The following is an 18,558-nucleotide window of genomic DNA, read 5'->3' as shown; positions in this document are numbered from 1 at the left end:
AAGCCCGGGATGTTCCGCCTGGCCCAGGGCGGCACCCTGTTTCTCACTGAAATCGGCGACATGCCGCTGCCGCTGCAGGTCAAGCTGCTCTCGGTGCTCGACGACCGCGAGTTTTTCCCGCTCGGCGGCGAGAAGAAAATCAAGGTCGACGTGCGCATCATCGCCGCCACCCATCGACCGCTCAAGCAGCGGGTCGCGGCCGGCGAGTTCCGCGAGGACCTCTACTACCGGCTCAACGTGCTCCATCTCCATCTGCCGCCGCTGCGCGAACGCGAGACCGACACCCGGTTCCTGCTCAACCATTTCCTGCGGCTGTTTGCCGAGCGCACCGGCAACAGCGCCAAGACCTTCAGCGACGAATCCCTCGCGCTGTTGATGGACTACGCCTTTCCCGGCAACATCCGCGAGCTGCGCAACATTGTCGAGTACTGCGTCAACATCTGCCAGAGCCGCCGGATCGAGGTTGAGCATCTGCCCAAGTATCTGTTCTCCCGACTCAGCCCGGTCGCCCCGCCGGCCCCGGCCGCGCTTGAGCCAGAAATCCGGACCATGCAGTCGCCGGCCAGCGGCAAGGACTGGCTGGCCATCGAGAAGGACCTGATCATCGAAACCCTGACCCAGACCCGAGGCAACCGCACCAAAGCGGCGGAGATCCTCGGCTGGGGGCGCACCACCCTGTGGCGCAAACTCAAAACCCATGGACTGGTGACCCAGGGCGAAGCCGGCGCCGGCAAAGACGAGTCCTGACCCAGTCGCTGGCGCAAAGATCCGCCCAAGGGCCGGCGATCCGGCCCAGGGCCGCAAATCTCCCGTGCATTCCCCTAAAAACACGGTATGATACCAAAGCCTTACTTGCACCACGACGGTTCGCGGCCTGTCTTTGATTGCTTTTGAACGCCTCCCCGCGCAGACGCTCCGGCCTTGCGGACCCAGCCGCCGGATTTTGCGCCGGGCAATGCTCTCAACACGCTTGCACAAGCGAAGGATCTTTCCATGGCGTCGCCTCAAACAAACAATCTAATTGCAAAAAAAGTCTGCTGGTACGAAACGGGCGCCATTGCGTTCATCATCGCCCTGTCCTGGTTCGACGAAATCCTCGACATTCCCCATGTCCTGCTGGGCGGCGCGGCAACCCCGATCAACTGGCGGGAGTCCTTTTTCGAGAGCGTGGTGATCGCCGTCGTGGGTGCGCTGATCATCCGCCACACCTACAAACTCCTGACCAAGGTGAGCTACCTGGAAAGCATCCTGCCGGTCTGCGCCTCCTGCAAAAAAATCCGGCTGGACCCGGAATTCTGGCAGGGCATCGAGCAGTTTGTCCAGGAGCGGTCCAAGACCGAGTTCACCCACGGCATCTGCCCGGAATGTATTGAAAAATACTACCCAGAACTGAGCGATAAAAACAAAGGCGCCAACGCCGGCGCCGAATAAAATTCGTGCGAGTGGGCGGCAGATCCGCCGACCCGCGCCCTCGTTGAACGCTTCTTGCCCCACCGAAATGCTATGAACAATATCCGAGCCCTCTGCATAGCCGAACGATTTCAGTTCGACGCCCTCTACGAGTTTCTCTCCCGTCAGACGCATGCCGCGCGGATGCGCAACGTCATTGTCCTCGCCCCGGACGAGGGCGTCCACGCCTTTCTCTTTGATTACGGCGTCTGCGTGCTGTTCCAGTACGACTACGAATCGGAAAAGCGGTTGATCGACCAGTTGCGCACCTACGCGGTCAATCCCCTGGCCGCCTTGGTTGAGGAAGAGCTGGAATTCGAAAAGACCGCCGAGGAGGGCATCCGCATCCGCAACGACCTGATCGGGGTCGACGACGTCTCCGAACTGACCCTGCTCTCGCTCAGTCATGCCCTGGCCCAATCCACCAAACTGGCCTCCTTTGAGTCCTCCATCGAAGAGACCATCAAAAAAACCAAGTACATCCCCGAGACGCTGGCAAAAAAGGGCTCGATCTCGCTTTCCCGCACCCAGCTGGCACGGGAGCGCGGCCGGGTGTATCTGGAAAAATCCCACATCATCCTCCAATTCAACCTGCTCGACACCCCCGAGTTCATCTGGGAATATCCGGAACTGGAGCACTATTACCTGTCGCTTTCCCGCTACCTGGAAATTGCGCCCCGGGCCACGGTCCTGAAAAACCGGCTGGAGGTGATCCAGGAACTGCTGGAGATGATGGCCGACGAGCAGAAGCACAGCCATTCCAGCATGCTGGAGTGGATCATCATCATCCTGATTGCCATCGAAATCGGGCTCTTTTTCGTCAAATAAGCAGATCCTGGGCAGCACGGGCAAAGGGGCCTTGACCCAACTTGACCCGCCTTTGCCTTTGCCCTTGGGCCTGGCGATGTTTATCTTCCCCATGATTGACGGCGTTTGCCGCTCCCCGCGCACCCTTACAGGAGGACCCTATGAAGATTCTCATCACCGGCGGCACAGGTTTTGTTGGCTCTGCCCTCAGCAACCGATTCTTGGAAATGGGCCACGAGGTCACGGTCCTTGGCAGCAGCAGCCGTTGCCGGCTCCCCGCGCATCCGCGCCTCTCCTACGTCGCCGCCGACACCACCCGGCCCGACGACTGGCAACGCCATGTTCCGGAGCAGGACGCGCTCGTTAACCTCACCGGACGCTCGGTGTTCAATCTCTGGACCGAGAAGTATAAAAAGGCGATTTACGACAGCCGCATCCTCACCACCAGAAACCTGGTGGCCGCCCTGCCGGCAACCACCGAAGCCGTGCTGCTCAGCACCTCTGCCGCAGGGTTTTACGGCGACGGCGGCGAGATCGAAAAAACCGAGAGCAGCGGTCCGGGCGATGATTTCCTGGCCCAGGTCTGCCGCGATTGGGAGAATGAGGCGCACAAGGCAGCCGACAAAGGGGCGCGTGTGGTGGTGATGCGTTTTGGCGTGGTGCTCGGCAAGGGCGGCGGCGCCGTGGCCACCATGAAAACCCCGTTCCAATTGGGCCTGGGCGGGCCAATCGGCAGCGGCAAGCAGTGGTTTCCCTGGATTCACCTCGACGATCTGGTAGGCGCGATCCTCTTTCTGCTTACCGCCGAGGAATGTCGCGGCCCGTTCAATTTCACTGCGCCGCAACCGGTGCGGCAAAAGGATTTTGCCCGGCAGCTGGGCGCAGCCCTCCACCGCCCGGCCCTGCTGCCGACCCCGGCCTTTGTGATGAAACTGGTTTTGGGCGAATTCGGCCGTTCCCTGCTCCAGGGGCAAAAAGTGATGCCGCAGGCGCTTACCGAAAGCGGGTACCTGTTCACCTACCCGAAACTGCAGCCAGCCCTGCGGGAGATTGTTGGTGGCTGATCCAAGTTTTCGCTACGCCTCGCTTTTCCCCTGCTCCGCCCGCGAGCTCTACGACTGGCATGCCCGCCCAGAGGCGCTGGAGCGGCTCATCCCGCCCTGGGTAGACACCAGGGTGGCGGCGCGCCAAGGCGGGCTTGATCCGGGCGGGCGGGTGACCTTGAACATGCACGCCGGCCCCTTCCCCTACCGCTGGCACGCCCGCCACATCGAAAACGTTCCGGGACGGATGTTCCGCGACATTCAGGAACGCGGCCCCTTTGCCCGCTGGACCCACACCCACCGGTTTTCCGACACCGCTGGCGGCGCCCTGCTGGAAGACCGGATCGATTACGCCCTGCCCGGCCACAACCTGCTCCCCGGCTTTGCCGCCGGCCTGGTCGATCGCACCCTGGAGCGGGTGTTCCGCTACCGGCACGCCACCCTGCGCGACGACATCCGGCTGCATCAGCGGTGCAGCGCCCGACCCATGCGGGTGCTGATCAGCGGCGCCAGCGGCGTGCTCGGCTCAGCCCTGCGGCCCCTGCTCGCCACCGGCGGCCATGAGGTCTGGACCCTGGTGCGCCGGCCGCCGGATCGGAGCAAATTGGAAATCTACTGGAACCCGGAACAGGGCCAGCTCAACCTGGCCGGCCTGCCCGCCTTTGACGGCGTCATCCATTTGGCCGGCGACAACATTGGCGAAGGCCGCTGGACCTCGGAGAAGAAAAAACGGGTGATCGACAGCCGGGTGCTGGGCACCGGCCTGATTGCCCGCGCCGTGGCCGCGCAACCGGTTCGGCCCAAGGTGTTCCTCAGCGCCTCGGCGGTCGGTTTCTACGGCAACTGCCTCGACTGCTGCATGCGCGAGGAGGATCAAGCCGGCTCGGATTTCATCTCCGACGTCTGCGCCCTGTGGGAGCACTCGGCCCGACCCGCCGAGGACGCCGGCATCCGCACCGTCTTCATGCGCATCGGCGTGGTTCTCAGTCCCCAGGGCGGCGCGCTGCAGCGCCTGCTTGCCGGCTCGGCCCTGGGTTTCCCCCGCCGATTGGGCAGCGGCGAACAGTACATCAGCTGGATCGGGATCAACGACATGGTCGGGGCCGTGCTCCACGCCCTGACCTGCGACCAATTGACCGGGCCGGTCAACATCGCCGCGCCCCAACCGGTCAACAACAGTCACTTGATGCAAACCCTGGCGCGGGTGACGCGCCGCCCTCTCCTCCCCCCGGTTCCCTCCATTCTGCTGAAGAGCCTGTACGGCCAGATGGCTGCCGAGGTGCTGCTGGGCGGATGCCGGGTGGCCACCGACAAGCTGCAACAGTCGGGCTACGCCTTTCGCCACGCCGAGCTGGAGCCGGCGCTGCGCCAGTTGCTGGGCCGATTCGAAAACCAACCCGAGGAGCGGTAGGGCGTGAGCTGGAAATTCAAATCCGTTCTGCTGGTCATGATGACCACGGCCCTGGCCTGTGGGTTTCTCCATCATCTTGTCCCCCCGGCGACCCTCAATTTTGAGCGGCTGCACATCTTCCTGTTTAACCTGTGCAGCGGCGGGACCCTGCTGGTGTATTTCACCGAAGGCCATAAAGACCTGTCGCGCCGCGGGCAGGCGTTTTTGACGCTGTCCCTCGCCTTTGCCCTCTGCGCCTTTCTCCAGTGGTACGTGCCGGCCATGCTCATCCCCCTGGTTTTGGCCGGATTGATTGAGCGGGTGCGCGTCGACCACTTTGGCCGCCGTTTTCCCCGCGCCCTGTTCTCTCCCCAGGAACCGACGCCGCGCAAATTCCATCAGGCGGCGCTGCTCTGCCTCTCCCTGGGGTTGTGTTTTTCCAGCCCGGTGATCCTCAATTCGGTGTATCTCAAATGGTTCACCATCGAAAAACTGAAGCTCGACACCTTTTTCCTCGGTTTCTCCTTTCCGATCTCGCTGATCTCCATGTCGGTTATCTTCACCCTGATGAAACAGGAGACCCTGGCCTTCACCTCCCTACTCAAGGAGGCCTGCTTCTGGATCATCAACCTGGGGGTGATCGTCTTTTTCGGATTCATCCTCGCCGGGCTGTTCGCCTCCCAGGTCGCCGTCGCCATCCTGCTGTTTCTGACCGTGGCCCTCATCCTCTACCTGTACTGGCACGAGGGCATGCCGCTGCAGCAAAAGGCCTTTCTCACCTCGGGCATCCTGTTTCTGCTGATCACCTCGATCACCGGCATCGCCTACATCCTGCTCTCGTTTTCCAGCTATTACACCCCCGACCACAGCCTGCCGCTGCTCCGCCTGCACGCCTTCACCGCCCTCTATGGCTGGAATCTGAGCGGCCTGGCGGTGATCAGCCGTCACGGCGATTTCCCGCTGCAACTCCACTCCCGGGCGCTCATTGCGCTCCACTGGCTGACCGTGTTGATCCTCTGTCCGCTTGGGTACTTCCTCCCCAGCGTCGCCGTGCTGGCCGTGGTCGCCTATTGCTGGCTGCTGGTTCGATTGTTTTTCAACAAAGGCACAATCGACCGCCAGCTGACCGCCATCCAGCAGGCCAACCTGAACGCGGCGCCATCCGCCGACAAAGGGTGACGCCGCTCTTGAAGCCCCGCTTTCCCACCCCAATTTTTACCCGCCGCACAACCGGCTGTGCAAGAAAACCCCTTGCCGCTCAACCCCTTCACGCCGCACAGGTTTCCCCTTGACAGACGTTTGCTCGATTCGTTAGAGAGTGTAACAATAGAGTTCATTAACGTTTTACATGCGGCAGCCCCTCTTGCCCTGCCTGCTTTTCCGGAGCAACACGATGATGTTTCGATGCATGCCTTTTTGGGTTGCGGCGCTGGTCCTGATGGCGCTGTCCAGCCCTTCCCCGACGTCCGCCAAGGAGTCGGTGACCTGGATGGAGGCGGTCTTTCCCCCCTTCCTGATTCAAAGCGGCCCCAACCAGGAGCAGGGCTACGGCGACCTGATCACCGACATCCTCCAGGAACACCTCACCGAGTACGACCACGACGAGATCACCACCAACATCACCCGTCATTTCTACAAGTTCAAGCAAGGGGAAAAGGTCTGCAGCGTTGGCCTCTACAAGACCCCGGAGCGGGATGAATTCATGTACTTCTCAATCCCCAGCTTCATCACCCTGCCGCCGGTCATCATTATCAAGAAGAGCCATCTCGACAAATTCAACAACCAATCGACGGTTTCACTTGCCGCCGTTCTCGACAGCAAATCCCTGATGATAGGTTTTGCCAAGGATCGCTCCTACGGCAACACCCTGGACGGCATTCTTGCCCACCACAAGGGGCAGACCAATATGGTTGAAATCGCCGGTCAGGAGTTGTCGCTCAATCTGTTCAAGATGTTGATGCTTGATCGCCTTGACGGGCTCATCGGCCTACCCGAGGAAGCCCTCTACCAGGCCGAACAAATGGGCATCCGCGATCAATTCATCACCCTGGCCTTGACCGAAAACATGCACAACTACGACGGCTGGATGAGCGCTGTCGGCTGTTCCAAAAACGCCTGGGGACAAAAAATCATTAACGACATCAACAAAGTTCTCCTGGAACAGCGCCCGACGACGCGATATCGCGCCGCCTACGAACGGTGGCTTGACGCCAACAGCATCGAACAGTATCGCAAGGCCTACCAGGACGTGTTTTTGCACACAACTCCTCAGCAATGAGGCCCATTTATTTTACGCAAGCGTCTGTTGCTGGCGTAAAAACGCCTCGACATTAGCACCGACAGATGATTATGGTGCATTCAGTATTCTTCAACTCTAATAATCGCTCACCCCACCCCTCGACACGCCACAGCCTGTGGACGTCAACACAACAAGAGAACCAGGCGGCCGACGTATGAACGTGGAAAAAAAACAAAAATATTTCGTCAACCAGAAAGAGGCGGTAACCATCAGATGCATCGCCTGCGGACGAATGGCAACGTTCTCGGTCGACAGCCTCAGGGGCAAAAAGCATTCGATCCGCGTCAACTGCCCCTGCGCCGAAACCTTTCGCGTGGATCTTGAATTCCGCCAGGACTATCGGGTCCGATCCTCCATCCAGGCCAGCTTTCGCGCCCTTTCCACCCCCAGGGCTCGGGCGCGGCAGTGCGTTATCACCGACCATTCCAACGGCGGCCTGTTGATCGAAACCACCGAGGCGGCGCCGATCAAGCAAGACGACCGGCTGATTGTCTGTTATCGACCCGAAGGCGACGCGCTCCATGAAATCGAACGCATCATTCGCGTCCGCCATCACGACCAGGGGCGCCGCATTGGCGGGGCTTTTGTCGACGAGCCGCTGCATTGGCGCAGCCGCACAGCCGCTGCGGTTCTCCACTGAATTCAGCCTCGACCGACTCCGAACCACGCCTCTCTTCCCTGCCGGATGCGTATATGCATCGGTTCGCTCAAGAAAACATCCTGCTTGCGGTTGCTGAAGCCGCCGCCCTTGTCCGATCCGCCCGCACCGTAGCCGCCTTGACCGGGGCCGGAATTTCGGTGGGCAGCGGCATCCCCGACTTTCGCAGTCCGGGCGGCCTGTGGACCGTCTTTTCCCCCGAAGAATACGCCACCCTGGAGGTGTTTCGCCGCGATCCGGCCAAAAGGCCTGGCGACTCTATCGGGCCATGGCCAAAACATTGATCGGCGCCAAGCCCAACGCCGCCCACCAGGCGCTGGTCGAGCTTGAGGGCATGGGCCGGCTGCACTGCATCGTCACCCAAAACATCGACGGCCTCCACCAGCAGGCCGGCAGCAGCCGGGTCTTTGAGATCCACGGCGAGCACCGGCATTTGCACTGTCTGCAATGCGGCGACCTGCTGCCGTTGTCGCCTGAACTGCAGCAAGCCGGCGACGTGCCGCGCTGCAAACATTGCGGCTTTCCCCTCAAGCCCAACGTGGTTCTTTTCGGCGAGTCGGTGCGCGACCTGGAGGCGATCCACGCCTTGATCGCCGACTGCGATCTCTTGTTGGTGATCGGCTCCTCGGCCCAAGTCTACCCAGCGGCGGCCCTGCCCGCCATAGTCCGCCGCAACGGCGGCCGCATCGTCGAGTGCAACCGGGAGCCAGTCCTCTCCTGCGCAGGTTATGGCGAAACGTCCCGGTCGGACATCCTTTTCCTCCAGGGCGACGTCGTCCAAACCCTGCCGTTGCTGGTCAGGGCCTGCCGGGAAGCGTAAATCTTCCCCACCTGCGCGCCGCCGCCGAGGAATTCTTGCCTTTCCCGGCGTTATGCTGTATAAACTGTTCAATTGCGCCAACGCTTTTTCTTCCATTCAAGTTTTGAACATTCCATGACGGTTGCCTGACCAATTCCGGTCAGGCGTTTTTTGTTGTAGTCGACCGCACGCTTTTCCCCGGCTTACAGTCGAGCGGGGCAGGCGGCGATCAGGTTTGACAGTCAGGCTCTTACATTCCGGACGGGGCATCTGTTAACGGACAACAGGGACAGATGCCGCAAGGCAGGACCCACCCCAGGATATATCAAGACACAGCCGCTCATAAAGGAGTAGCCTGATGACAACAGAGACCTTTGCCCAATTTGGCCTGCATCCCGATCTGGTCCAGACCATAACCGAACTCGGATTCACCGACCCCACCGCCATTCAACAGGCGGCCATCCCCCTGCTGCTTGCCGGCCGCGACCTCATCGGGCAGGCCCAGACCGGCACCGGCAAGACCGCCGCTTTTGGCCTGCCGCTGCTGCAGCGGGTCGTCCCTCGGCAAAAGGGCGTTCAGGCCCTGGTGCTGGCCCCGACCCGCGAACTGGCCATCCAGGTGGCCGACGCCATCCAGCGCTACGGCCAGGGCCTGGGCATTACCGTGCTGGCTGTTTATGGCGGCCAATCGTACCAACAGCAGTTGCGCAGCCTGCGCCAGGGCGTTGAAGTGATCGTCGGCACCCCCGGCCGTTTGCTCGACCTGACCAATTCAGGCAGCCTCGACCTGAGCGGAGTCCAGACCGTGGTGCTGGACGAGGCCGACGAAATGCTGAGCATGGGCTTTGTCGAGGACATTGAACTGATCCTCGACCGCATCCCCACCGAGCGCCAGACCATGCTCTTCTCCGCCACCATCTCCAAACGGGTTCAGGGCTTGTCCGCCCGCTACCTGCGCCAGCCGGAGACGGTGTCGATCACCCCCAAACAGCTGACCGGCGCCACCATCGAGCAGCGTTACTACCTGGTCAACCAGCAGGACAAGATCGCGGCCCTGACCCGGTTGTTTGAGATGGAGACCATCGACAGCGCCCTGATCTTTGTCCGCACCCGGCTCGGCACCGGCGAGCTGGCCAACCAGCTGACCTCGCGCGGGTTCGCCGCCGAACCCCTCAACGGCGATCTCAGTCAGGACGCCCGCATCCAGGTGCTGACCCGCTACCGCAACGGCCAGGTCAAGGTCCTGGTGGCCACCGACGTCGCCGCCCGCGGCCTTGACATCGACGACATCTCCCATGTGTTCAATTTTGATCTGCCCGACGACCCCGAGGTCTATGTGCATCGGGTCGGGCGCACCGGACGGGCCGGCCGGGAGGGCATCGCCATCTCCCTGTTGTCGCCCAAGGATCGCTGGCAGCTGCGCAGGATCGAAGATTACACCCGATTCAAACTGAACAAGGCCGAACTGCCGACCATTCAGCAGATCGAAAACCATCGCCAGGCTCTGTTGATGGAACAGCTCGAGGTCTGGATCAAGCGGGGCCGTTGCCGGCGGGAGCGGGAGGTTGTCGACATGCTGGTCCTCTCCGGCCATGCGCCGGAAGACATTGCCGCCGCCGCCTTAAAGCTGGCGCGAGGCGACGAAAAGAAACGCCCGATTGACCCGATCACGCCGATCAAGGAAGAACAGTTCAACCCGCGCGACCGAAAAAACGACCGTTTTCCCCGTCGAACCGGACAGACCGGGCCAGGGGGCCAGGGCGCCCGCAGGGGCGGAGACCGCGACAAGGACATGGTGCCGCTGAAGCTCGACGCCGGTCGGGCCGACGGAATCAGCGTTAACCATGTGGTGGCCGCGCTGGCCCATTATTCGGGCATCGCCGCCAATCAACTGGGCAAGATCCGGTTGGACGCAAACCACACCCTGGTCGATGTGCCAGAGCAGATGGTTGGCCGCCTGCTCTCAAAAAACGGGGCCTATCGCATTGGCCGACGAACGGTGAATCTCGAACGGGCCTGAGCGTCACAATGATGAAACGCCGGCGACCGAAGTAGCCGCTTCCGCCGGCGAGCCTTTATCAATATAATTATTGCATTGCTTCTATTTATTTTATAGTCGCCGACCGTTTCGCACGGTATTATGGCGCCGAAAATTTCAAATTCACTCTGCGCGAAGAGGCATGGCATGACCGTAATGATCGGCATTCATCAAAAACAGGACAAAGTGGACAAGCTCTACGAAAACATGGGCCTGCACGCCGCCCCACTCACCGCTGTCGGCCCTTTTGCATCCAAGGCCGAAGCCTTGGAATGGCAGACGGACATGCAGGAAAAAATTCCCGGCTGCCAGGTCATTGACCCGGCTGGGCCTGAGGACAACGAGACCCCGTGGTATGGTTTTTCCTTTGAAAAATAAGCGCTGTACAAACGGGGAACAAGGTGAACGCCCTTAGCCCCTGCGCTGAACGCCGCCGTTTCGCAATGGTGTGTTTCTCCCCGCCGCAGCTTGGCGGGGCGCAGGCCCTTGTCGAACCGGGACAGGATTGTCCGTCGCCTGCCCGGCCACGGCGCAACCGCTTTTGCTCGCCCCCCTTTGTCCGTTCCTTGGAGACTCCGTCTCCGCCCGGCTTGCTCGCCCTGAGCCCGCCGTCTGTTGTTCCCGCTTAATCCGCCGTTTCCTTCGTTCCATGGATACGCTTTTTCCTCCGTCTGCGAAGTGTGTTGTTTGGGGCCTGTTGCCGCGACGCACCGCCTCCGCCGCCTGGGGACCAATCGTCGCCAAGCCGTTGCTTGCCCCCTCGCCGGCAGCCCCCCTTTTCCCCTGAACACAGGCAACTCTCGATGGATATCCTGTTTGCAGCCCTCCTCCTTGTCCTTGCCGGCGGCCTTGCCCCTCTGGCGCTTCACCGCTGGTTGAGCGCGGCCAAGGTCGCGCACGTTTCCCTCGTCGCCGCCGGTTGCCTGACCGGACTCTACGGGGTGTATGCCGCCTGGGGTCAGTCGACCCCGGTGCTCTTTTCATGCCCCTGGCTCCACAGCCTCACCTGGTCGCTGTCTCTGGATTCGCTGGCAACGGCCTTTCTCCCGCCGATTTTTCTGCTCGCGCCGGTCATCGCCCTCTACAGTTACGATTACCTCGACGCGGTCGAACACGCCTGGCGCACAGCAGTCAATCATTTCTTTTTCAGCCTGCTGGTTGCGGCGATGGTCCTGGTTACCCTGGCCGACAACATGGCCGCCTTTGCCCTGGCCTGGGAGTTGATGTCGCTTTCCTCCTATGCCCTGGTTCTCTATGATTACGAACGCGAGGAGACCCAGCGGGCCGCCCACCTCTACCTGCTCTTTACCCAAACCGGGGCACTGCTCGTTTTCGCCGCCTTTGGCCTGCTCGCTCAGAGCACTGGCTCGCTGGCCTTTGCCCAGATCCAGCTGGCGCCGCAGGCCGCCAAAACAGCCGCCTTTTTTCTGGCCCTGATTGGCTTTGGTTCCAAGGCCGGCGTCTTTCCCCTGCACATCTGGCTGCCCCACGCCCACCCGGCCGCGCCCAGCCACGTCTCGGCCCTGATGTCCGGGGTCATGATCAAGATGGGGGTATACGGCATCCTGCGGCTGTACTTCCTGCTCAACGACTTCAATCCGCTCTTTGCCCGGACCGTCCTGGTCCTGGGCATGGTTTCCGGGGTGCTTGGCGTGGTCTACGCCCTCTCCAAACGGGAAATCAAACGCCTGCTCGCCTATTCAAGCATCGAAAACATCGGCGTCATTTTTATCGGCTGCGGCCTGGGCATGGTCGGCCTGTCCTCAGGCAACCGGATCATGGCGGCCTTTGGCTTTGCCGGCGGCCTGCTGCACGTCCTCAACCACGCCCTGTTCAAATCGCTGCTGTTCATGGGCGCCGGGGCCATTCTCCACACGGTTGGGGCGCGCAAGATGGATCAATTGGGCGGGCTGATGAAGACCATGCCCGTCACTGGCCGCACCTTCCTCGCCGGCTCGGTGGCCATCTCAGGATTGCCGCCGTTCAACGGCTTTGTCAGCGAATTTCTCATTTACTACGCCGCCTTTCAGGGACTGGGCCTGCAGGGGCCGGACTTTCTGCTCTCCATGGCCGCGATCATCGCCCTGGCCCTCATCGGCGGGCTGGCGGCAGGCTGCTTCACCAAGGTGGTGGGCATCGTCTTTCTCGGCGAACCACGCCGCGAACATGCGCATGCGGCCACCGACCCCGGCCCGACCATGGGTGCGGCCATGACCCTGCTGGCCGTGGCCTGCCTGGGAATCGGTCTTTGGCCTGAACCCTTTATCCGTTTCGCTTTTGCCGGACTGCGCGACTTGGCCCCCCTGGCTGCGGTCTCGGCCGATGTCCTCGGCGCCGTGCCGCATAATCTCGCGGTCATCGCCCGCGTCTTTGTTGGTCTGTTGCTGGCCCTGACCGCGTTGCGACGCCTGCTCTACCGGGGCAAACCGGTCAGCCAAAACACCACCTGGGGCTGTGGTTTCACCCAAGCGACCAGCCGCATCCAGTACACCGGAGCCTCCTATTCGCTGAGCATAGTCGATTTCCACCGACCCTTTATCAAAACCACCACCAAATTCGCCGCCCTCGTCAGGATTTTTCCCGGCGCGACCCAATACTCCCGCAAGGTGGAAGATCTGGCCGAAATCGGCCTGCATCGCCTCCTGGTCCGGCCGGTGCTGAAAATTGCCGACAAACTGCGCTGGATTCAACACGGCCACATCCAACTCTACATCGGCTACATCGTGTTCACCATCGCCGCCCTGCTCCTGGTGGTCTAGCCCTTCGAGGTTTTTCATGGAATCCGTCGTCTCTTTTGGCCTGGCCCTGCTCCTAGCGCCGCTCTTTCCCGGCGTTATTTTGAAAACAAAGGCCCTGTTTGCCGGCAAACAGGGACCGCCGCTGCTGATCAAATACTTCACCCTGATCAAACTGCTGCGCAAAGGGTCGGTCTACAGCGCCAGCACCACCTTTGTCTTCCGCCTCGGCCCCCTGATTTCCTGCGCCGCCGCAATCATGGCGCTGCTGTTTTTTCCCTTTGCCGGAACCGCGCCGCTCATCGCCTTCCACGGCGACGTGATCATGGTTTTTTATCTCCTCGGTCTGGGTCGGTTCTTCACCATTGTCGCGGCCCTGGACACCGCTTCGCCCTTTGAAGGCATGGGCGCGGCGCGCGAGGCCTTTTTTTCCACCCTGGCCGAAGCGGCGATCTTTGTGGTCCTGATCCTCTTTTTCCGGATGAACGGCGCGCTCAGCCTGGCCGCCTACTTTTCAGGAAGCCAGCCGATCTCCATCATCGGCTCCCAGGGCGCCCTGCTGCTCCTGGTGATCGTGGCCCTGTTCATGATCCTGCTCACTGAAAACTCGCGCGTCCCGGTCGACGACCCGGCCACCCATCTGGAACTGACCATGATCCACGAGGTCATGATCCTCGACCACAGCGGCCCCGATCTGGCCCTGATTGAGCTCGGCGCCTTTTATAAACTCTTTTTCTACGCCTCCTTTATCGCCTGCCTGATCAAACCGCCGCCGCTGGCCGACCCGGTCGCCAACACCCTGCTGTTCTACGGCGTCATCATGCTGCTCTATATGGTCGTCGGCGTGGTCGAGTCGATCATGGCCCGACTGAAGATGGATCTGGTTCCCAAATACATCCTCACCGCCTTTGCCCTGGTCTTTTTTGCCGTCATTCTCACCCTGGAGATTGTCTGATGATCAACAGTATCGATCTCATTCTGGTGCTCATCCTGCTCGCGGTCCTGCTGTCGCTGGGCTCCAGCCGGATGATGGCCCTGATCAAAATCATGGCCCTGCAGGGCGCGATGGTTTCCTTGGTCCCCATCTTCATTGAACCCCAGGCCCGGCTGAGCAACGGCGGCATCCTCTTTTTTCAGTTGATGCTGTTGATCAAGGCCGTCCTCATTCCCGGCCTGCTCTACATGGCCCTGAACCGGATCGCGATCAAACGCGAGGTCGAACCCCTGATCGGCTACCATGCGTCGCTCCTTGTCGGTCTGGGCTTGGTGATGCTTTCCGCCTACATCACTCGCCGCATGGGCCTCTCGCTGCCCGGCGATTACGCCCTGTTGCTGATCACCGCCATCACCACCACCGGCGGCGGCCTGTTTCTGATGATGAGCCGCACCAAAGCCATCACCCAGGTCATCGGCTACCTGATGCTGGAAAACGGTATTTATCTGGTGGGCACCGCCCTGACCAAGCACACCCACAACATCTATCTGGTGGAATTCGGCGTGCTGCTCGACCTGCTGGCCGGGGTGATGATCATGGGGATTATTCTCCACAACATCAATCGCGCCTTCGACGACGTCGACACCGCCTACCTCGAACAACTCAAGGACTGACCCATGCTGGAAGCCGTCTTTTGCCTGCCCCTGTTCGCGGGCCTTATCGCCTTTCTCCTGCCGGTGAAACTGGGCCGGGGCGTGCTTGTGGTCGGCGCTCTGCTCCACCTGCAACTGACCCTGCTGGCCTGGCTGAGCGACTTTCCTCCGCTGTTGCCCGGCTATTTCAGCACCGCTCCGGCCGGCATCCTGGTGTTGCTGGTCACCTCGTTCATCTTCGTCTTCATCGCCCCCTACTCCATTTTTTACATGCGCGAGCAGGAGATGCAAAGCGAGCCGATCTTCATCGGCTCCATGTTGCTCTTTCTCGGCACCATGAGCATGGCCGCCCTGGCCGAACATCCGATTGTGTTCTGGATCGCAATCGAAGCCACCACCCTGGTCAGCGCGCCCCTGATCTTCGTCAACCGCTCGAAAAAGGCCCTGGAGGCCACCTGGAAGTACGTCCTGATCTGCTCGGTGGGCATTGCACTGGCCCTGCTGGGCTTCTTTTTCATCACCCTCTCCATGGACCGGGCCGGCATTGACGTGCCGCTAACCTTCTCCTCGCTCAACACCGCGGCCAAGCACCTGGATCCGCTCTGGCTGAAAATTGGCTTCATCTTCGTGATTATCGGTTTTGGCACCAAGATGGGTCTGGCGCCGATGCACACCTGGCTGCCCGACGCCCACAGCGAGGCCCCCAGCCCGGCCTCGGCCCTGCTGTCCGGGGCTTTGCTCAACTGCGCTTTCCTCGGCATCTTTAAGGTCCACACCCTGATGGTCCTTGCCGGGCTCGGCGATTTTTCCGGTTCCCTGCTGATCGGCTTTGGCCTGTTCTCCATCCTGGTGGCCGGGATCTTCATCCTCAAGCAGCCGGATTACAAGCGCATGCTGGCCTATTCGAGCATCGAGAACATGGGGGTGATCGCCTTTGGGGTCGGCATCGGCGGCATGGCGCTGTACGGGGCCATGCTCCACCTGATCCACCATTCGTTGCTCAAGTCCTCGCTGTTTCTCTCCGCCGGCAACCTGCTGCTGGGATTTGGCTCCAAGATCGTTGCCCAGTGCGGCGGCATGACGCGCCTGCTGCCCCGGACCTTTGTCTCGTTTTTTGCCGGCTTCCTCGGCATCTCCGGCCTGCCGCCCTTCGGCGTCTTTGTCAGCGAGTTGCTGATCCTGATCGGCGCCTTCAAGGCCGGCCATCCGGTGGCCGGGGGGCTGTTCATCGCCAGCCTGGCGCTGGTGGTGGCCGGCTTTGCCCGCATCGTCACCTCCATGTCGTTTGGCCCGAGCCGGCAGGAAATCCTGGTTCCGGAACAGACCCTGCGCATCGTGTCGCCCTTTGCCCTGCTGCTGACCTCGGCCGTGCTCTGCGTCTGGATGCCCGAGCCGCTGCACCAGATCATCATCAACACCATCGCGGTGATTGGAGGGACCATCCATGGATAATCTGCTGCAAATCGGCAATGGCCAGGTGATTGAGCGGAGCCGGATTCCCCGCGTCGATTTCCCCAGTTTTTTGGGGCTGCTCACCGATTTCGTGCACGCCAACGGCTATATCGTGCAATTTTTTGCCTACCCTGCCGGCGAGCAGACGCGGCTTTTGGCAGTGTTCCGCAACAGCAATCTCTTTGTGCTTGAAACCGAAGTGGACGAGGCGTTCCCCTCGCTCACCCTCTCCGGCGGCGCCAAATTCAACCTCTTTGAGCGGGAAATCGCCGAACAGCACGGCCTCCGTCCCCTGGGCCATCCCTGGCTGAAGATGGTGCGCTACCACGCCAACGCCGCCGGTCGGCCCGACGTTTTCGGCAACGACTACCGCATCGACATTCCTGGCAACTACGACTACTTCCGGGTCGAGGGCGAGGCCATCCACGAGGTCGGCGTTGGGCCGGTGCACGCCGGGATTATCGAACCCGGCCATTTCCGTTTCCAGTGCGCCGGCGAAGAGGTCCTGCACCTGGAAATCCAACTCGGCTACCAGCATCGCGGCGTCGAGCGCCTGCTGACCTCGGTCCCGCAGCATCGACTGCCGATCATTGCCGAGGCCATCGCCGGCGACACCGCCATTGGTCACAACCTGTGCTGCTGCCAGGCGATCGAGGCCTTGGCCGGGCTTGCGGTTGCCCCCGGCGCGAGCACGGTGCGCACCATTGCCCTGGAACTGGAGCGGATCGCCAACCACATCGGCGACCTCGGGGCGCTGAGCGGCGACGTCGCCTTTAATCCGCCCGCCGCCTATTTTGGCCGCATCCGGGGCGAGTTTCTCAACCTGTTGCTAACCCTGTGCGGCAACCGCTTCGGCAAAAGCCTGATCCGTCCCGGCGGGGTCGCCCAAACCATGGACGGCGAGCAACGGCAGATCATTTGCGCCAAGCTCAAGGAACTGCGCAAGGAGATCGTCCAGGTGTGCGACCTGCTGTTCTCCGCCCACACGGTCCTGGCCCGGTTCGAGTCCACCGGCGCGGTCAGCCGCAAGATCGCCGATCAGCTGGGCATGGTCGGCTACTGCGGTCGGGCCTCGGGCCTGGAATACGACGTGCGCGAATTTTTTCCCACCGAGCGCTATGCTGAGCTGCCCGCCAACACCAATCGGGTGACCAACGGCGACGTCTACAGCCGGGCCATGGTGCGGCGCGAGGAAATCATGCATTCGCTTGGCCTGATCGACCGACTTCTCGCCCTGCCCGAGGCGCCGTACAGCCGGGCGCCCATGGGCGAGCAGCCGCTTGCGCCGGCCAGTTTCGTGGTGACCCTCAACGAGGGCTGGCGGGGCGAGGTTTCCCATTGCCTGCTGACCGACGACAACGGCGGCATCCTCCGCTACAAGGTCAAGGATCCGTCTTTCCACAACTGGACAGGCTTGGCCATGGCCCTGCGCAACCAGGAGATCTCGGATTTTCCGCTCTGCAACAAGAGCTTTAACCTGAGCTACTGCGGTTTTGATCTGTAAGGGGACAGGCATGGACACTCTCAGACAGACAACTGCAACACCCGACACCACCGACAGGGGCGCCCAATGTTCAAGGTAATCAGCAACCGGCTCCAGCAAGGCCACCGGACCAGCGCCTATCCCAAGGCGCCGATTCAGCTCTATTCGCGTTTCCGAGGACTGCCCGAGATCAATCCCGCCTGCGATCCGGCCATTGTGCGGCAATGCGCCGACCTTTGCCCCCAGGACGCCATTGTGGTTGCCGAGAAAAAGATCGATCTCGGCCGCTGCACCTTTTGCGGCCAGTGCGCCCAAGTGGCGGACGGGGCCTTTGTCCGCTTCAGCCAGAATTTCGAGATGGGGGCCGCCCGGCGCGAGGATCTGCTCACCGCCGGCGCCCTGCCCGATCTTGCCGCCCACGCCAAGGCCCACTTCAAAAAACTCTTTGGCCGCTCCCTCCAACTGCGCCAGGTTTCGGCCGGCGGCTGCAACGCCTGCGAGGCCGACACCAACGTGTTGAACACTCCGTTTTTCGATCTTTCCCGCTTCGGCATCGACTTTGTGGCCTCGCCCCGGCACGCCGACGGCATCCACGTCACCGGCCCGATCACGCGCAACATGCAGACCGCCCTGCTCGACACCTACGCCGCCGTACCCGCGCCCAAGGTGGTGATCGCCAGCGGCTGCTGCTCGATCTCCGGCGGCCCGTTCCACGGCTCAGGTGAGATTGTCGGCGACCTCAACACGCTGATTCCGGTTGATCTCTACATCCCCGGCTGCCCGCCGCACCCCCTGACCACCCTGCACGCCCTGCTGGC

18 protein-coding genes are annotated in these 18,558 nt (G+C 61.6%); all 18 read left to right on the top strand.

The features are described 5' to 3' along the window. Positions 1–747 (top strand): sigma 54-interacting transcriptional regulator (locus RCH93_RS11710; protein ID WP_306548592.1); only part of this gene is annotated, 747 nt, incomplete at its 5' end. A 246-nt stretch (positions 748–993) separates the two neighbouring features. Beyond that, a complete protein-coding gene (locus RCH93_RS11705; protein ID WP_306548591.1) occupies positions 994–1,431 on the top strand; it encodes a hypothetical protein in 438 nt (145 codons plus the stop codon). A 72-nt stretch (positions 1,432–1,503) separates the two neighbouring features. Next, entirely contained in the window at positions 1,504–2,277 is a 774-nt protein-coding gene (locus RCH93_RS11700; protein ID WP_306548590.1) for an RMD1 family protein, read from the top strand. Positions 2,278–2,417: 140 nt separating this feature from the next. Continuing rightward, the gene (locus RCH93_RS11695; protein ID WP_306548589.1) at positions 2,418–3,320 is read left to right on the top strand and encodes a TIGR01777 family oxidoreductase; all 903 of its coding nucleotides are present in this window, start codon (positions 2,418–2,420) and stop codon (positions 3,318–3,320) included. Next, positions 3,313–4,710 carry a TIGR01777 family oxidoreductase gene (locus RCH93_RS11690; RefSeq protein ID WP_306548588.1) on the top strand — a complete coding sequence of 466 codons (1,398 nt, stop codon included), beginning with the start codon at positions 3,313–3,315 and terminating at the stop codon, positions 4,708–4,710. Before RCH93_RS11695 ends, RCH93_RS11690 begins: the two co-directional genes overlap by 8 nt. A gap of 3 nt (positions 4,711–4,713) precedes the next feature. Further along, positions 4,714–5,868 carry a hypothetical protein gene (locus RCH93_RS11685; RefSeq protein WP_306548587.1) on the top strand — a complete coding sequence of 385 codons (1,155 nt, stop codon included), beginning with the start codon at positions 4,714–4,716 and terminating at the stop codon, positions 5,866–5,868. 214 nt (positions 5,869–6,082) lie between these two features. Next, positions 6,083–6,967, top strand: a complete 885-nt coding sequence (locus tag RCH93_RS11680; protein WP_306548586.1) for a TIGR02285 family protein — start codon at positions 6,083–6,085, stop codon at positions 6,965–6,967. Between the two features lie 175 nt (positions 6,968–7,142). Continuing rightward, complete coding sequence (locus RCH93_RS11675) at positions 7,143–7,628, top strand: hypothetical protein (protein ID WP_306548585.1); 486 nt, start codon at positions 7,143–7,145, stop codon at positions 7,626–7,628. 53 nt (positions 7,629–7,681) lie between these two features. After that, on the top strand, positions 7,682–7,930 hold the full coding sequence (locus RCH93_RS11670) for a Sir2 family NAD-dependent protein deacetylase (RefSeq protein ID WP_306548584.1): 249 nt from the start codon (positions 7,682–7,684) through the stop codon (positions 7,928–7,930). After that, on the top strand, positions 7,915–8,466 hold the full coding sequence (locus tag RCH93_RS11665; RefSeq protein ID WP_306548583.1) for a Sir2 family NAD-dependent protein deacetylase: 552 nt from the start codon (positions 7,915–7,917) through the stop codon (positions 8,464–8,466). The genes RCH93_RS11670 and RCH93_RS11665 overlap by 16 nt, the downstream gene beginning before the upstream one ends. Positions 8,467–8,803: 337 nt before the next feature. Then, complete coding sequence (locus RCH93_RS11660) at positions 8,804–10,465, top strand: DEAD/DEAH box helicase (RefSeq protein ID WP_306548582.1); 1,662 nt, start codon at positions 8,804–8,806, stop codon at positions 10,463–10,465. Positions 10,466–10,630: 165 nt separating this feature from the next. After that, positions 10,631–10,861 (top strand): hypothetical protein, encoded by a 231-nt coding sequence (locus RCH93_RS11655; protein ID WP_306548581.1) that lies wholly within the window; start codon positions 10,631–10,633, stop codon positions 10,859–10,861. 425 nt (positions 10,862–11,286) lie between these two features. Next, positions 11,287–13,242, top strand: coding sequence for a proton-conducting transporter membrane subunit (locus RCH93_RS11650; protein ID WP_306548580.1), 1,956 nt, complete (start codon positions 11,287–11,289; stop codon positions 13,240–13,242). Between the two features lie 16 nt (positions 13,243–13,258). Continuing rightward, positions 13,259–14,173, top strand: a complete 915-nt coding sequence (locus RCH93_RS11645; protein ID WP_306548579.1) for a respiratory chain complex I subunit 1 family protein — start codon at positions 13,259–13,261, stop codon at positions 14,171–14,173. Beyond that, entirely contained in the window at positions 14,173–14,826 is a 654-nt protein-coding gene (locus tag RCH93_RS11640; protein ID WP_306548578.1) for a hydrogenase, read from the top strand. Before RCH93_RS11645 ends, RCH93_RS11640 begins: the two co-directional genes overlap by 1 nt. A gap of 3 nt (positions 14,827–14,829) precedes the next feature. Next, complete coding sequence (locus RCH93_RS11635) at positions 14,830–16,257, top strand: proton-conducting transporter membrane subunit (protein WP_306548577.1); 1,428 nt, start codon at positions 14,830–14,832, stop codon at positions 16,255–16,257. Further along, positions 16,250–17,761 carry a hydrogenase gene (locus tag RCH93_RS11630; protein WP_306548576.1) on the top strand — a complete coding sequence of 504 codons (1,512 nt, stop codon included), beginning with the start codon at positions 16,250–16,252 and terminating at the stop codon, positions 17,759–17,761. Before RCH93_RS11635 ends, RCH93_RS11630 begins: the two co-directional genes overlap by 8 nt. Before the next feature lie 66 nt (positions 17,762–17,827). Continuing rightward, positions 17,828–18,558: hydrogenase (locus RCH93_RS11625; RefSeq protein WP_306548575.1), on the top strand; the 731-nt coding region annotated here is incomplete at its 3' end.

It is taken from the genome of Desulfobulbus sp., from assembly GCF_030824455.1.
Lineage (GTDB): Bacteria > Desulfobacterota > Desulfobulbia > Desulfobulbales > Desulfobulbaceae > Desulfobulbus.
The sequence above is the reverse complement of the archived record's forward strand: the minus strand, read 5'-3'. Positions and strand labels throughout refer to the sequence as shown.

Coding starts and splice junctions, on each gene's coding strand:
- RCH93_RS11705 (WP_306548591.1), top strand. CDS start 994: ATGGCGTCGCCTCAAACAAACAATCTAATTGCAAAAAAAGTCTGCTGG.
- RCH93_RS11670 (WP_306548584.1), top strand. CDS start 7,682: ATGCATCGGTTCGCTCAAGAAAACATCCTGCTTGCGGTTGCTGAAGCC.
- RCH93_RS11650 (WP_306548580.1), top strand. CDS start 11,287: ATGGATATCCTGTTTGCAGCCCTCCTCCTTGTCCTTGCCGGCGGCCTT.
- RCH93_RS11680 (WP_306548586.1), top strand. CDS start 6,083: ATGATGTTTCGATGCATGCCTTTTTGGGTTGCGGCGCTGGTCCTGATG.
- RCH93_RS11640 (WP_306548578.1), top strand. CDS start 14,173: ATGATCAACAGTATCGATCTCATTCTGGTGCTCATCCTGCTCGCGGTC.
- RCH93_RS11660 (WP_306548582.1), top strand. CDS start 8,804: ATGACAACAGAGACCTTTGCCCAATTTGGCCTGCATCCCGATCTGGTC.
- RCH93_RS11630 (WP_306548576.1), top strand. CDS start 16,250: ATGGATAATCTGCTGCAAATCGGCAATGGCCAGGTGATTGAGCGGAGC.
- RCH93_RS11675 (WP_306548585.1), top strand. CDS start 7,143: ATGAACGTGGAAAAAAAACAAAAATATTTCGTCAACCAGAAAGAGGCG.
- RCH93_RS11700 (WP_306548590.1), top strand. CDS start 1,504: ATGAACAATATCCGAGCCCTCTGCATAGCCGAACGATTTCAGTTCGAC.
- RCH93_RS11695 (WP_306548589.1), top strand. CDS start 2,418: ATGAAGATTCTCATCACCGGCGGCACAGGTTTTGTTGGCTCTGCCCTC.
- RCH93_RS11645 (WP_306548579.1), top strand. CDS start 13,259: ATGGAATCCGTCGTCTCTTTTGGCCTGGCCCTGCTCCTAGCGCCGCTC.
- RCH93_RS11665 (WP_306548583.1), top strand. CDS start 7,915: ATGGCCAAAACATTGATCGGCGCCAAGCCCAACGCCGCCCACCAGGCG.
- RCH93_RS11655 (WP_306548581.1), top strand. CDS start 10,631: ATGACCGTAATGATCGGCATTCATCAAAAACAGGACAAAGTGGACAAG.
- RCH93_RS11635 (WP_306548577.1), top strand. CDS start 14,830: ATGCTGGAAGCCGTCTTTTGCCTGCCCCTGTTCGCGGGCCTTATCGCC.